Raw genomic sequence first — 14,520 nt, 5'->3', positions numbered from 1 at the left:
CCGCGAAAGCGGGGATCCATGCTGAACCTCAGATTTCGGACAACGTGACTAAGGCATATCGACTGCCGGCGCCTCGGTATGGATTCCCGCCTGCGCGGGAATGACGGATGTAACTATTTCACCCGCTGCTTTTCCAGCTTGCGCGCCAGGGTACGCCGGTGCATCCCCAGGCGCCGCGCCGCTTCCGAGATATTGAAATCCGTCTCCGCCAGCACCTCGTGGATCCGCTCCCACTCCAGGGTCTTGATCGAGGTGGCGCGGTTGGTCAGCTCCAGCTCCGTGTTCCCGGCCACATGGCCGAAGGCGGCCTCGATGTCGTCGGTGTTGGATGGCTTGGCCAGGTATTGCGAGGCGCCCAGCTTGATCGCCTCGACCGCGGTGCCAATACTGGCGAAGCCGGTCAGCACCACGATCTGCATCTCTTCGTCGTGCGCATGCAGCAGCTGCACGCAGGCCAGGCCCGAGCTGTTGCCCTTCAGCTTGAGGTCGACCACCGCGTAGTGCGGGTCGTGCTCCTTCAGCAGTTCCTGGGCTTCGTCGAAGCCGGGCGCGTGCAGGACGGTGTAGCCGCGCCGTTCGAAGGAGCGGCCGAGGGTGCGCGCGAAGGCGTCGTCGTCCTCGATGATCAGAAGGAGCCGATCCTCTTCCAGCATGTTCTCTTCTTCGTTCACTCTTGCTCCAATGCGATCGCTTTCAGCGGCAGCGTCAGGCGCACCTCGGCGCCGCCCTGCGGCCGGTTCGAGGCCGACACGCTGCCGCCCAGGGTGCGTGCGACGTTCACCACCAGGAACAGCCCCAGCCCGCCGCCCGGCCGGCCCTTGGTGGACTGGTAGGGCTTGCCGAACTGGGCCAGCATGCCCGGCGCGAAACCAGGGCCGCGGTCCGTCACCGACAGCAGCAGCGTGCCGTCTTGCGCACAGGCTTCCAGGCCAACCCAGTCGGGCGAGGCTTCCAGTGCATTATCCAGCACATTGTCGATCATCTGCTTGAGGGCCGAATCGAAGGCCACCGGCATGTCTTTTTCGATGCGGTTGACGTAGGCGAACTCCGCTACCTGGCGCGTTTCCCGCCACTCCCCGACCAGTTCGTCCATGAAGCTGCGGATGGTGGTGCGCACCGCCGATTCGCCGCGCGCTTCGCCGGCCGACAGCAGGATCCCGCTGACGATGGACTTGCAGCGCTTCAGCTGGGCCTGCATCTCGGTGATTTCCTCGATCAGGTCCGGGTTGGACTTGAACTCGCGCATCCGCTTCCAATCTCCCAGGATGACGGAAAGCGTGGCCAGGGGCGTCCCCAGTTCGTGGGCGGCGCCGGAAGCCAGCAGGCCCATGCGCACGATGTGTTCTTCCTCGGCGGCGCGCTGGCGCAGGTCGGCCAGCTGGGCGGCCTTGCCGCGCAGGGTGGTCGTGATGCGGGAGATGAAGACCACCAGCAGCGCCGCATTCAGCACGAAGCAGATCAGCATGCCCTGCACGTACAGGCTGGAGATGCCGCGCGCGTGGTCGAAAGGCAGCGGCAGCGGCCGCGCGAAGATCGACAGCCCGGCCAGGCAGGCCAGCGTGATGCCGACGATGGTCCAGGTCGACCAGGCTTCCAGCAGCACGGCCGACAGGATCACCTGCAGCAGGTAGAGGAAGGCAAAGGGATTGGTGGTGCCGCCCGACAGGTAGAGCTGCATGGTCAGGCTGGCGACATCGACCAGCAGGGCCAGGAACAGCTCATTGTTGGTTACGGGGCGGTGTTCGTGCCAGCGCAGGTGGCTGGCGACGTTGAAGGCGATCAGGCAGGCCAGCACCTCGAGCATCTGCACCAGCGGCAGGCGGACGTCGAACACCAGGATGGCGCCGGCGATGGTGGTGATCTGGCCGATGACGGCGATCCAGCGCAGCTCGATCAGCTGCAGCATGTTCTTGTGGCCGGCGACGTATTCGACGTCGGCGGCGGTGTTTTTCAGTACGTCAGTCGTCGTGTTCATCGTTCCCGGCCCTGGCTTTCGATCCGGCGCCGCGCGTGGTCCACCACCACCCGCCGGCCACCATCAGGGCCAGAGCATACCAAGTCAGGGCGTACACCAGGTGGCTGTTGTGGAAACTGACCACCGTGAGGCCGCCCTGCGGCTGGTCTGGCGAGCCGGCCGGGTTTTGGCCGGCGGCAGCGTCGATGAAGAACGGCGCGGTGAGCGAGCCGGGAAGACCGCGCGCGGCCGTGATCTCCGCCACGTTGCGCGAATACCAGCGGTTCTGCGCCGCGTCGTTGGTGCGGGTGAAGGCCCCGCCTTTTTCGCTGATGCGCAGCAGGCCGACCAGCTGGACCGCGCCGCCCGCATTGGTGGCGCAGGGATAGCCGTCCGACTTGCGCGGCGCGTAGCGCGTGCGCTCTCCCGGGCTGGCGGGAATGAAGCCGCGGTTGACGAGGATGACGTGGCCGTCCGTGGTGCACAAGGGCGTCAGCAGCCAATAGCCGCTGCCCTGCTCGGTGAGCGCCTGGACCGGTGTCGTGTATTCGTAGAGATAGGTGCCGGCGACTTGCAGCCGACGGTATTCGTCGGATTCGGCGGTGATGCCGTCCCAGCGCGCCACCGGGGGCGGCGCGGCTGGTGCGGCGTGCACGCGTTGTTCGACGCGTGCGATCAGGTCCAGCTTCCATTGCAGGCGAATCACCTGCCAGGTGCCCAGACCCGAGAACAGCACGATCAGCAGCAGCGCCAGGGCCGCCAGGAGGACGCGTGGTATGCGCCGTGGCGCCCCTTCCACTACTGCTTGATCGCTTACTGCCATTTACTGCATGTCGTGCATGCCATGCACGGACGAACCCTCGTTGCTCATGCTCGGCATCATGTTGGCGTTCATGTGGTACATGACCCAGATCGAGCCGGTCAGCACGATGAACAGCAGGATCGCCGTCAGGATCAGGGCCATCATGTTCCAGCCGCCCTCGGACTTCGAGTTCATGTGCAGGAAGTAGATCATGTGCACGACGACCTGGACGGCCGCGAAGCCGAGGATCACGAACTTGGTCGTGTTCGGCGGCAGCTGGTGGGTCATCACCAGCCAGAACGGGATCGCAGTCAGGATCACCGACAGGATGAAGCCGATCGTGTAATCCTTGAAGCTGCCGTGGGCTTCCATGTGGTCGCCGTGGTCGATGCCATGGCCGTGGCCGTGCCCATGGTCGTGGCCGTGAGCGTGGGTGTGGTGATCGCTCATGGCAGAACTCCCATCAGATAGACATAGGTGAACACGCCGATCCAGACGACGTCCAGGAAGTGCCAGAACATCGACAGGCAGGCGAGGCGGCGGTAATTCGCGGCATTGATGCCATGCTTACCGACCTGGAACATCAGCGTAACCAGCCACACGATACCAAAGGTGACGTGCAAGCCGTGGGTACCGACCAGCGAGAAGAATGCGGTCAGGAAGCCCGAGCGCCACGGGCCGAAGCCTTCGTGGATCAGGTGCGCGAACTCGTCCAGTTCCAGGTACAGGAAGCAGGCGCCCAGCACGCCGGTGATGGCGAGCCAGATCAGGGTGGCTTTCACGTTCTTCTTCTGCGCGGCCAGCATGGCGAAGCCATAGGTGATCGACGAGAACAGCAGGAAGGCCGTGTTCAGCGCGACGGTGCCCAGCTCGAAGATCTCGGCGCCCGACGGGCCGCCCGCGTAGTTCCGGCCCAGCACAGCATAGGTCGCGAACAGGCAGGCGAAGATGAGGCAGTCGCTCATCAGGTAGATCCAGAAACCTAGCAGCGTGCCGTTTTCCGGGTGGTGCTCGACCGCGTAGTAGCGCGAGCTGATGTCCGCGCTCGTGGCGCTGACGGTGTTGGTATTAATGTCAGACATGGGCTTCCAGCAGTCGGGTATGAGCTTCTTCCGTACGCGCCACTTCTTCCGCAGGGATGTAGTAGTCGCGCTTGTAGTTGAACGTGTGGTAGATGGTCACGGCGATGGTCGCGACGAACGACAGCGCCACCAGCAGCCACATGTGCCAGATGATGCCGAAGCCGAGCACGAAGGTGACGAACGGGATCACCGGGCCGGCCCAGGTGTTGGCAGGCATGTGGATCGGCACGAAACCGCTCAGCGGACGCTTGTAGCCGGCCTTCTTCATGTCGGCGAAGGTGTCGTTATCGAACACCACCGGGGTGAAGGCGAAGTTGTAGTCCGGCGGCGGCGACGAGGTGGCCCACTCCAGGGTGCGGCCATCCCACGGATCGCCGGTGACGTCGCGCAGCGCCTTGCGATTCATGATCGACACGGCGAACTGCATCAGCATGCAGGCGATGCCCAGCGCGATCATCACGGTGCCGCCCAGCGAGATCTGGAACAGCCAGTGGATCGACGGATCGTCGAAGTGGCTCAGGCGGCGGGTCACGCCCATGAAGCCCAGGATGTACGGCGGGGTGAAGGCGACCCAGAAACCGATCGACCACAGCCAGAAGGAGCGCACGCCCCAGGTACGGTCCAGCTTGAAGCCGAACATCTTCGGCCACCAGTAGTTCACGCCTGCGAACAGACCGAACAGCACGCCGCCGATGATGACGTTGTGGAAGTGGGCGATCAGGAACAGCGAGTTGTGCAGCACGAAGTCGGCCGGCGGGACCGCCAGCATCACGCCGGTCATGCCGCCGATGATGAAGGTGATCATGAAGGACACGGTCCACATCATCGGCAGTTCATAGCGGATGCGGCCCTTGTACATGGTGAACAGCCAGTTGAAGATCTTGGCCCCGGTCGGGATCGAGATGATCATCGTGGTGATGCCGAAGAACGAGTTCACGCTCGCGCCCGAACCCATCGTGAAGAAGTGGTGCAGCCACACGAGGTAGGACAGGACCATGATCACGACGGTCGCATAGACCATCGACGAATAGCCGAACAGGCGCTTGTTGCAGAAGGTCGCAACGACTTCCGAGTAGATGCCGAAGGCCGGCAGGATCAGGATGTACACCTCCGGGTGGCCCCAGATCCAGATCAGGTTCACGTACATCATGGCGTTGCCGCCCAGTTCGTTCGTGAAGAAGTGGGTGTCGAACAGACGGTCCAGGCCCAGCATCGCCAGCGTGGCGGTCAGGATCGGGAAGGCCATCACGATCAGGATGTTGGTGCACAGCGCGGTCCAGGTGAAGACCGGCATCTTCATCAGGTCCATGCCCGGGGCGCGCATCTTGACGATGGTGACCAGCAGGTTGATACCCGAGAGCAGCGTGCCGATACCGGCGATCTGCAAGGACCAGATGTAGTAATCCACCCCGACGTCGGGGCTGGCCAGGATGCCGGACAGCGGCGGGAAGGCCAGCCAGCCGGTGCGGGCGAATTCGCCGACGAACAGCGATGCCATCACCAGCAGCGCACCCATGGTGGTCATCCAGAACGAGAAGTTGTTCAGGAAGGGGAAGGCAACGTCGCGCGCGCCGATCTGCAGCGGCACGATGTAGTTCATCAGACCGGTGATCAGCGGCATCGCCACGAAGAAGATCATGATCACGCCGTGGGCGGTGAAGACCTGGTCGTAGTGGTGCGGCGGCAGGAAGCCGTGCGAATCGCCGAAGGAGAACGCCTGCTGGGCGCGCATCATCAGTGCGTCGGCAAAGCCGCGCAGGAACATGACCAGGCCGAGGATCATGTACATGATGCCGATCTTCTTGTGGTCGATGCTGGTGAACCACTCGTTCCAGAGATAGCCCCACAGCTTGAACTTGGTGATGGCGGCGAGGACGACGAGGCCGCCCAGGACCACCATGGCAAAGGTACCGATCAGGATCGGCTCGTGGTAGGGAATCGCTTCCCAGCTGAGCCGACCGAAGATCAACTTCATTAAGTCTAGTTGCTCGTGCATGATTACTTCTTCTTCACAGATTCATCGGGCGTGGTGCAGACTTCGCCGTTGGCCTGGGCCAGGCGGGTCGCTGCCGCATGTTGGGGCATCTTGTTCATCGCCATCTCGCGCGCCTTGCGGGCGTCGTCCATCATCATCTTGTCCTGACAGACGACGCCATCGGCGACGCAGCGGTTCAGGATGCGATAGTACATATCGTCGTCGACGGCGCCGTAGTGGCGGACCGGGTCCTTGATGCTCGGCTTTTCCAGCACCAGGTAGTTGGCGCGGTCCAGCTTGACGGTGCCGGTGCTCTTGACGGAACCAACCCAGGCGTCGAAATCGGCCGGGGCCACGCCGCGGTAAGCGAACTTCATGTCCGAGTAGCCGGCGCCGCTATAGTTGGACGAGATGCCGAAGGACTGCACCGGCTTGTTCTGCACCGCGTTCAGGGTGATCTCCATGCCCGGCATGCCGTACACCATGCCCGCCAGTTCCGGCACGTAGAACGCATTCATGACCGAGGTCGCGCTGACCTTGATGCGCAGCGGCTGATCGACCGGCACCACCAGTTCGTTCACCGTCGCGATGCCCTGCTCCGGATAGATGAACAGCCATTTCCAGTCCATCGCCACGGCCTGCACGATCAGCGGCTTGGCAGTCGCCGGGATCGGACGGTTTTCGTCGAGGCGGTCCAGCGGACGATAGGGGTCGAGCTTGTGGGTGTAGATCCAGGTCACCAGGCCCAGCACGATCACGATCAGGAGCGGTGCGCCCCAGATCACGAGTTCCAGCTTGGTCGAGTGGTCCCAGTCGGGCTCGTAGGCGGCCTCGGTATTGCTGGCACGGTACTTAAAGGCGAACCAGACGATGAGAATCATGACTGGAACGATGATCAACAACATCAGGACCACCGACACGGTGATCAGATGCGCCTGCTGCTTGGCGATGTCGCCGGTAGGGTTCATCACCACCGTGTTGCAGCCGGCAAGGGCCGCCAACAGAGGGGTGAGAAGCAATCCGCGACTTACGGTCTTGGGAATCATGCTTGTGTTTTACGTTACATGGGAAAGATAACATGCTAATGTAACGCCAACAGTGCACGTTTGGCGATTGGACGTTTTGTCCCACCCTTCGTACTTATTTGTTGTCGACGTTTCATCCCGAAGGGTTTTGCCCAGTTGTCAGTTGACTATAGGAGACGGAATATGCAGCAGAACACAACTACCTACGGCGACGCAGCCGCCGCTCCAATCAGCGCCCCGCACAGCGGCGCACGCAACATCAACTCCCGCGATACCGCCATCGCCCCCGGCGACATCGCCGTCGGCGTGGTCATCGGCCGCGCCTCGGAGTATTTCGACTTCTTTGTCTACGCGATCGCTTCGGTGCTCGTGTTCCCGGCGGTGTTCTTCCCGTTCGCGGACCGGCTCGAAGGCACCTTGTATTCCTTTGCCATCTTCGCCCTTGCCTACATTGCAAGGCCGGTCGGCACCCTGGTCTTCATGTCCATCCAGCGCCACCTCAGCCGCGAGATCAAGCTGACCGTCGCGCTGTTCATGCTGGGCACGGCCACCGTCGCCATTTCCGCCCTGCCCACCTATTCGCGCTGGGGCGAGTGGGCCATCATCTCGCTCGCCGTGCTGCGCCTGGGCCAGGGCTTCGCGCTGGGCGGGACCTGGGACGGCCTGCCTTCGCTGCTGGCGCTGAACGCCCCTGAACACAAGCGCGGATGGTACGCGATGTTGGGACAACTTGGCGCACCGGTCGGATTCATCATCGCAGCCGGCATCTTTTCCTACCTGATGGCCGAGCTGTCGCAGGACGATTTCCTGGTCTGGGGCTGGCGCTTCCCCTTCTACGTCGCCTTCGCCATCAACGTGGTGGCGCTGTTCGCCCGCCTGCGCCTGGTCTCGACGCCCGACTACACCCACCTGCTGGACGAGCACCAGCTGGATGCCGTGCCGGTACGCGAAGTGGTCGGCAAACAGGGCAGCACCATCGTGCTGGGCGCCCTCGCCGCCCTCGCCAGCTATGCGCTGTTCCACCTGGTGACCGTGTTCCCGCTGTCCTGGCTGCAGCTCTACGACACGCGCTCGATGTCCGACTTCCTGATCGTCCAGATGTGGGGCGGCGGCCTGGCCATCGTCGGCGTGCTGGTATCCGGCCTGGTGGCCGATAAATTCGGCCGCCGCAACACCCTCGGCACCCTGGCCGCGCTGATCGCCCTGTTCTCGGGCTTCGTGCCGACCCTGATGGACGGCGGCGTGACCGGCCAGAACACCTTCATCCTGGTCGGCTTCCTGCTGCTCGGCATGTCCTACGGCCAGGCCGCCGGCGCCGTGACCTCGAACTTCCTGCCTGAATTCCGCTATACCGGTGCGGCCCTGACCTCCGATCTGGCCTGGCTGGTGGGCGCCGCCTTCGCCCCGCTGGTCGCGCTGGGGCTGGCCGCCAACTACGGCCTCGGCTTCGTCAGCCTCTACCTGCTATCGGGCGCGGTCGGCTCGCTGGCGGCGCTGAGCCTGAACCGCGCGCTGGAGATCCGAAACTGACGTTAGAGTAAGCGCTAGCAGAGCTTGAGCCCCGGTCCATGCCGGGGCTTTTTTTTGGCGCGCTGCGTCTTTACACCCCTCGCTATAATCGGTCATCGAGTGCCGGACAAGTCCGGCATGGCCGCGTTGGCGTCCGGGGAGGGCTCGACATGCGCAAACACTTGACGTTTGGCCTCACGCTGATGCTGGCGCTGGCGGTGCTCGTCCTGCCGCCCTGGCTGGCCATGCGCGAAGCCCGGCGCCAGGCCTTCGACGCCGAATCCGCTCTCACGCTCGGCTATGCGCGCGACGTGCTGCACCGCGTTGACGAAACCGGGCGCCAGGCGCTGGCGGGGATCGGGGCGCTAGTCCGCTCCGGCCTCCCGCCGTGCTCCGTCAGCGCGCGTGAACTGATGCGCGAAATCGACCTCACCTCCACCTACCTGCAGGCGATCGGCTACGTGCGCAACGGCGTGCTGGTGTGCTCATCGATGACGGGCGCGCCGGTACCGCTGGGGCCGCGCACCTTTCGCACCTCGACTGGCATCGACTTCTACCTCGACGTCCCGATCCGCAGCACCTACGGCCATCCCTTGCTCTCGATGGAGCGCGACAGCTACGCGGTGCTGATCCATCGCGACCTGCCGCTCGACATCTGGACCGCGGCGCCAGGTGTGTCGCTGGCAGCCGTGCACCTGGAACGCGGCATCACCAGCCTGCAGCACGGCTACATCGACCAGGCCTGGCTGAACCGCCTCGGCAAGCAAGCCAGCGTTGCCTTCAGCGATGGGCGCTACCTCGTCACCATCGCCCGCTCGCAGCACTACAAGACGGCGACCATCGCCGCTATCCCGATCACGCTCGTTGAGTCACGCTACCGCGAAATCGCCGCGCGCCTGGTGCCAGCCGGCCTGTTCGCCGGCCTGGCCGCGGCCGCCGCGGTACTGCTGCTGGCGCGCCAGCAACTGTCGCTGGTATCCAGCTTGCGCGTCGCCTTGCGCCGCAACCAGTTCTTCCTCGAATACCAGCCCTTGATCGACCTGCACAGCGGCCATTGCGTGGGCGTGGAGGCGCTGCTGCGCTGGCGCGACTGCACCGGCGAACTGGTGCCCCCGGACGTCTTCATCCCGGTCGCGGAGTCCTGCGGCCTGGTCGGCAAGCTGACGGAGAGGGTTATCGAACTGGTGTCCGCGGACGCGGGCCACTTCCTGGCAAGCCATCCCGGCTTTCACGTGGCGATCAACCTGTCGCCGGCCGACCTGCGCTCCACCGCCATCGTTGACCTGCTGGACCGCATGATAGCGCGTAGCGGCGCCCTGCCGTCCAACGTCATCGTCGAAATCACGGAGCGCGGCTTCGTCGAGAAGGAATCGGCGCGCGCGGTGATCGCCGCGCTGCATGCGCGCGGCATCGAGGTGGCGGTCGACGATTTCGGCACCGGCTATTCGAGCCTGTCCTACCTGGAGTCGCTGGACCTCGACTTCCTGAAGATCGACCGCTCCTTCATCGAGTCGATCGGCACCGGGGCGCCGACCAGCCAGGTGGTCAGCCACATCATCGGCATGGCCCATAACCTGGAGCTGCGCATGATCGCAGAGGGCGTCGAGAACCACGAGCAGGCGGCCTTCCTGCGGGTGCGCGGGGTCGATTTCGCGCAGGGCTGGCTGTTCGGGCACCCGGGGAGCTTCGAACGTGCTGCGGGCCTGCACCGTGCCGCGCTCGAGAGCCGCGCGAAGTGCCTGGCGGCACCGGCCCCCTTCGAGCCCGGCGTCGGGTCGGATTGACGGGTCCTGCTTGATCGAAATCGATGCGGCGCGCATGGTTCGCCGGCGGGCTGAGTGCAGGTCAAACCGGGCGCAGCCCATTCAGTGAGCATACGGACTGGCCTCCCGCCAGACAACCAGCTCACAGGACCTATCATGCGATTCTTCCCGCAATGCCTGCCGCAGAAGCGGCTCCCTGCCGCCTGCGCCACCCTGCTGCCCCTGCTCCTCGTTGGCGCCTGCGGCGGCGGCGACAGCGCCGCCCCATCGCAAGTCGACGACCGCTATGCCGCCACGATGTCGGCCGGCCCGCAATCCGGCCTGCTTCCGGCCGAGGGCCACCCGGCACCCATGGCCGGCGATCCCGCCGCGACCTCCGCCGGCGCCGGCCTGTCCGTGACCGCCCCGACACCGCCGGCAGACGCGGTGCAGTCGGAGAGCGCCCTCGCCGCCGTCACGGTAGGCGAAACCATCCGCCTGGCGCCGGCCTGGACCGCGCTGGTGCCGGCCACCATCAACGCAGTGCCTTATTGGCCGGTATGGTACGGCAACGGCAAGCCGGTCGACGGCGTCAACTGCCTCCTGAACGGAAACTGGCACAAGCACGCACTCATCTCGATCTACAGCAACGGCAAACGCCTCGGCTTCCCGGACGGTATCGGGCGCGTACACGCCGGCTGCTACCACGCCTATGAAATGCACGTGCACGACGTCACCGGCATCGTGCACATGGAAGCGGACACGCCCCGGCAGTTCAAGCTGGGCCAGTGGTTCTCGCTGTGGAAGCAGCCGCTGTCGCGCACCAACGTGGCGGGGCTGGCGGGGCCGGTCCGTTTCTATATCATCGACAACGCGACCATCACCCGCTACGACGGCGATCCCTACCAGATCCAGCTGCTGCCGCACCGGGAGGTGTTGATCGTGACCGGCTCGACGATGTCGGTGGTGCCGAAGTACCAGTGGCCGGCCGGCATCTGAGGCCGCGCGCTCAGCCCAGCGCGGTATCCAGCACCGTCATCAGGATGAAGCCGAAGATCAGGGCCACGCTGGCCCAGGTGCCATGGCCGTTCTGGTGCGACTCGGGCACCACGTCGTTGGCGATCACGAACAGCATGGCACCGGCGGCTGCGGCCAGCGCAAAGGGCAGCAGGCCGGCCGAGATGCCGATCAGGGCGACGCCGAGCACTGCCGCCACCGGCTCGATCAGGCCGGAGGCCACGCCCAGCAGGGTGGAGACGCCGCGCCCGTAGCCGACGGTGCGCAGCGCCAGCGCCACCACCAGGCCCTCGGGCACGTCCTGGATCGAGATGCCGGTGGCCAGGGAATTGGCCTTGCCGAGGTCGACGCCGGCGTAGGCGACGCCGATCGCCAGGCCTTCCGGCATATTGTGCAGGGACACGGCCCAGACGAAGAGCCAGGCGCGCTTGATGGAGATTTTACTGAGCGTATGGGCGCTGGAGGCCTCGTTCGGCTTGAGGATGCCGTCGGTGGTGATCAGGCGGTCGAGCACCAGCAGCAGGCCGGCGCCCATCAGGATGCCGGCGCCGACGCTCAGGCTCGCGCTCCAGTTGCCGGCGCCGGCGGCCTTGGCCGCGGCCAGCGCCGGGATCACCAGCGAGAAGGAAGTAGCGCCCAGCATCACGCCGGCGCCGAAACCGAGGAAGCAGTCGTAGGTCCGCTTCGAGAAATTCTGCGACAGCAGCACCGGGATGGTGCCGAGCGCGGTTGCCGCGGCGGCGGTCCCGCCGCCGATCAGCGCGGCGCGCAGGTTGGTCGCGCCGTCGAGCAGCTGGCTGAACAGCCTGGCCAGCAGCAGTACGCAGCCCAGGCCGCAGATCAGGATGCCGAGCGCCTTGCGCGCGGTGAGGCTGCGTATGACTTGGGTATTCATGCTTGTCCTTGTATGGCCAGGCCTGGTGACCAGGGCGCCGGCGCTTACTTGCCCTTGCCCTGAACCGTTTTACCTTCCGCCATGGTCTGGTTGCCCATGCCCAGCTCGGCGCCGGTCGGCGGGTCGATGGACGGGTCCGACTTGGTGCGCTCGGCCATGGCCCTGAGGATGTCGATGTCCTTGGCCGGCAGCTTGACCTCGGCCTCGCCGCTGCCGCCGTCGACCGCCATCTGCTTCTCGCGGTCGGAGACGAAGTCCCATTTCTCGCCCTGGTTCCAGGAGCCGCGCATCTCGCCAGGGCCCTGGGACATGTTGAAATAGGTATCGGCAAAGCGCGGGTCGCCCGGCAGCTTCCCGCTCGGGAAGTTCGGGTTGATCGAATACAGTGCCTTTTCGAAGGACTTCTGGTGCGCGATCTCGCGCGTCATCAGGAAGCCCAGCGCCTCCTTCACGCCCGGGTCGTCGGTGCAGGCAATCAGGCGTTCGTACACGATCTTGGCGCGCGCCTCGGCGGCGATATTCGAGCGCAGGTCGGCACTCGGCTCGCCGATGGTGTCGATGTAGGCCGCGGTCCAGGGCACGCCGGCGGAGTTGATCAGCGGGGTGCCGGCGCCGTACAGGATCTGGGTCACGTGGCTGTCGTTGCCCGGGCCGTTGATCTTGCGGTACATCTCGGCGGCACTGTCCGTAGCTTCGGCGAGTTCGCCCTTGGCGCTCTTGTTCAGCATGGCGACGATGTGGCCGATGATCTCGAGGTGGCTGAGCTCTTCGGTCGCGATGTCGAACAGCATGTCCTTGCGGCCCGGATCGTCCTCGCTCACGGCCTGGGTGAAGTAGCGCATGGCGGCGGCAAGCTCGCCCTGCGGACCGCCGAACTGTTCCAGCATGAGATTGGCCAGGCCGGGATTCGGCTCGCTGACCCTTACCGTGTACTGCAGACGCTTGTTATGTGCAAACATTCCGTGTCCTCCGATCGTGTTGGATTACCGCACCGGAACGCGTCATGCGTTGCCGGCGCAGCCTGACAGGCGCACTGTTGTACGACCGTCGATGACCCATCATCGCAGGCTTGCCGGGAGCGGGCATCAGCGTGTTCGCCGTGTCCGTGTAGGACGCAAAGCGATATCCGGTTGATGTAAACCAATAGCAATGTAATAATGCAAGAAACACTATTCATAGAATAGATCTATGGATGCGATAGGGTTTTTCTTGCATCTTTCCCATCACCGCCCATGCACACCTCCCTGACCCTGCGCGACGCCGTTCCGGCCGACGCGGCCGCCATCGCCGCCATCTACAACCACTACGTGGCGACCACCACGATCTCGATGGAAACCGATCCCGTGCCAGCCAGCGAGATGGCGCAGCGCATCGCCGACGTCCAGGGCGGCGGCCTGCCCTGGCTGGTGCTGCTCGAGGACGGCGAGCTGCGCGGCTACGCTTACGCCAGCAAGTGGCGCGCCCGTCCCGGCTACCGCAACTCGGTCGAGTCCAGCGCCTACGTCGCGCCCGGCCAGCGCGGCCGCGGCCACGGGCGGTCGCTGTACAGCGCGCTGCTGGCCCGGCTGCAGGGCCAGTTCCACAGCGTGATCGGCGGCATCGCCCTGCCGAACGCGGCCAGCATCGGGCTGCACGAGCGGCTCGGTTTCCGCCAGGTGGCCTGCTTCCACGAAGTCGGGCACAAGTTCGACGCCTGGGTCGACGTCGGCTACTGGCAGCTGACCCTGCCCTGACGGACGCGGCACGGTCCGGTTTTCCCGACTGCGGGCCTGGACGGGCCGGGCCATGGCTTCTGCGCTGACAAAGCGCTGCGCCGCACTCCTACGCGCCGGCCATGGCGTGCGCACTAACATTTGTCTATCCGACTACAACGACAGGAGAAGATGATGTTTTCTCTGAAAAAACTAAGCCCGTCGATCACCGACATGATCCGCTTCGACCACTCGCACGTGATGGTGACCTTCCACCAGTACACCCGCGACAAGCGTCCGAGCGTGAAGAAAGCCCTGGCCGAAACCATCTGCGACGCCCTCGAGATCCACGCGACCCTGGAAGAAGAGATCTTCTACCCGGCGATGCGCCCGCGCGCAGCCGACCAGAAAGTGATGGAAAAGAGCGAGCCCGAGCACATGGAAATGCGCCGCGTCATCCAGGAACTGCGCGATACCGATCCGCGCGACAGCCGCCACGACGATCTCGTCTTCGAACTGATGCGCGACGTCGTGCACCATGTGGCCGACGAGGAAACCGTGCTGCTGCCGGAAGCCGAGCAGACCATGAGCAAGGACCGCCTGTCGGAACTGGGCACCCAGATGACCAAGCGCCGCCTTGAACTGGTGACGCCTAAGGCCGGCAAGATCGCCAAGAACACCGCCGTCGGCTTCTCCGGCAGCACCGCCGCCGTCGTCATGGGCGTGGCCGGCGCACTGTTCGCCGCGCGCGCCTTCACCCGCAAGCAACCGACCTGACGCTTCCCGTTTCCGCAGCGGCACTGCCGTTTGCGCTCCCCCGGCACGCGC

The 14,520-nt window shown here is 64.9% G+C and carries 14 protein-coding genes; 5 read left to right on the top strand and 9 right to left on the bottom strand.

Translation table 11 applies throughout. The features are described from left to right. Nucleotides 1-113: 113 nt before the first annotated feature. From AC07PE_RS11605 to cyoA, 7 genes are read right to left on the bottom strand one after another with little or no spacing between them, the layout of a single operon-like run. Nucleotides 114-650, bottom strand: coding sequence for a response regulator transcription factor (locus tag AC07PE_RS11605; protein WP_498764772.1), 537 nt, complete (start codon nucleotides 648-650; stop codon nucleotides 114-116). Nucleotides 651-667: 17 nt separating this feature from the next. Beyond that, nucleotides 668-1,975, bottom strand: coding sequence for an ATP-binding protein (locus AC07PE_RS11600; protein WP_498764383.1), 1,308 nt, complete (start codon nucleotides 1,973-1,975; stop codon nucleotides 668-670). Continuing rightward, nucleotides 1,959-2,777 (bottom strand): SURF1 family protein, encoded by an 819-nt coding sequence (locus tag AC07PE_RS11595; RefSeq protein WP_498764381.1) that lies wholly within the window; start codon nucleotides 2,775-2,777, stop codon nucleotides 1,959-1,961. The genes AC07PE_RS11600 and AC07PE_RS11595 overlap by 17 nt, the downstream gene beginning before the upstream one ends. Continuing rightward, nucleotides 2,778-3,206: a cytochrome o ubiquinol oxidase subunit IV gene (gene cyoD / locus AC07PE_RS11590; protein ID WP_498764379.1), complete on the bottom strand. Its 429-nt coding sequence runs from the start codon at nucleotides 3,204-3,206 to the stop codon at nucleotides 2,778-2,780. Continuing rightward, complete coding sequence (cyoC, locus tag AC07PE_RS11585) at nucleotides 3,203-3,838, bottom strand: cytochrome o ubiquinol oxidase subunit III (RefSeq protein WP_498764377.1); 636 nt, start codon at nucleotides 3,836-3,838, stop codon at nucleotides 3,203-3,205. Before cyoC ends, cyoD begins: the two co-directional genes overlap by 4 nt. Next, the gene (gene cyoB, locus AC07PE_RS11580) at nucleotides 3,831-5,834 is read right to left on the bottom strand and encodes a cytochrome o ubiquinol oxidase subunit I (RefSeq protein ID WP_498764375.1); all 2,004 of its coding nucleotides are present in this window, start codon (nucleotides 5,832-5,834) and stop codon (nucleotides 3,831-3,833) included. The genes cyoC and cyoB overlap by 8 nt, the downstream gene beginning before the upstream one ends. A 2-nt stretch (nucleotides 5,835-5,836) precedes the next feature. Further along, entirely contained in the window at nucleotides 5,837-6,859 is a 1,023-nt protein-coding gene (gene cyoA, locus AC07PE_RS11575) for a ubiquinol oxidase subunit II (RefSeq protein ID WP_498764373.1), read from the bottom strand. Between the two features lie 162 nt (nucleotides 6,860-7,021). Between cyoA and AC07PE_RS11570 the strand changes: the two genes are divergently transcribed. From AC07PE_RS11570 to AC07PE_RS11560, 3 genes are all read left to right on the top strand, one after another. Then, nucleotides 7,022-8,368 (top strand): MFS transporter, encoded by a 1,347-nt coding sequence (locus tag AC07PE_RS11570; RefSeq protein WP_498764371.1) that lies wholly within the window; start codon nucleotides 7,022-7,024, stop codon nucleotides 8,366-8,368. 149 nt (nucleotides 8,369-8,517) lie between these two features. Continuing rightward, nucleotides 8,518-10,131 (top strand): EAL domain-containing protein, encoded by a 1,614-nt coding sequence (locus AC07PE_RS11565; RefSeq protein ID WP_498764369.1) that lies wholly within the window; start codon nucleotides 8,518-8,520, stop codon nucleotides 10,129-10,131. A gap of 135 nt (nucleotides 10,132-10,266) precedes the next feature. After that, entirely contained in the window at nucleotides 10,267-11,088 is an 822-nt protein-coding gene (locus tag AC07PE_RS11560; RefSeq protein ID WP_498764367.1) for a hypothetical protein, read from the top strand. A 10-nt stretch (nucleotides 11,089-11,098) separates the two neighbouring features. Here the strand turns inward: AC07PE_RS11560 and AC07PE_RS11555 are convergent, their stop codons facing one another. Both AC07PE_RS11555 and AC07PE_RS11550 read right to left on the bottom strand, forming a co-directional pair. Next, nucleotides 11,099-12,001, bottom strand: coding sequence for a ZIP family metal transporter (locus AC07PE_RS11555; protein ID WP_498764365.1), 903 nt, complete (start codon nucleotides 11,999-12,001; stop codon nucleotides 11,099-11,101). Between the two features lie 44 nt (nucleotides 12,002-12,045). Next, nucleotides 12,046-12,960: a manganese catalase family protein gene (locus AC07PE_RS11550; RefSeq protein WP_498764363.1), complete on the bottom strand. Its 915-nt coding sequence runs from the start codon at nucleotides 12,958-12,960 to the stop codon at nucleotides 12,046-12,048. 273 nt (nucleotides 12,961-13,233) lie between these two features. On the opposite strand from AC07PE_RS11550, the gene AC07PE_RS11545 reads away from it, so the two are divergent. Together AC07PE_RS11545 and AC07PE_RS11540 are read left to right on the top strand one after the other, a co-directional pair. After that, nucleotides 13,234-13,734 carry an arsinothricin resistance N-acetyltransferase ArsN1 family B gene (locus AC07PE_RS11545; RefSeq protein WP_498764361.1) on the top strand — a complete coding sequence of 167 codons (501 nt, stop codon included), beginning with the start codon at nucleotides 13,234-13,236 and terminating at the stop codon, nucleotides 13,732-13,734. 153 nt (nucleotides 13,735-13,887) lie between these two features. Beyond that, on the top strand, nucleotides 13,888-14,469 hold the full coding sequence (locus AC07PE_RS11540; protein WP_498764359.1) for a hemerythrin domain-containing protein: 582 nt from the start codon (nucleotides 13,888-13,890) through the stop codon (nucleotides 14,467-14,469). Nucleotides 14,470-14,520 lie beyond the last annotated feature (51 nt).

Source organism: Telluria sp. GW821-FHT07G12, from assembly GCF_059418525.1.
The sequence above is the reverse complement of the archived record's forward strand: the minus strand, read 5'-3'. Positions and strand labels throughout refer to the sequence as shown.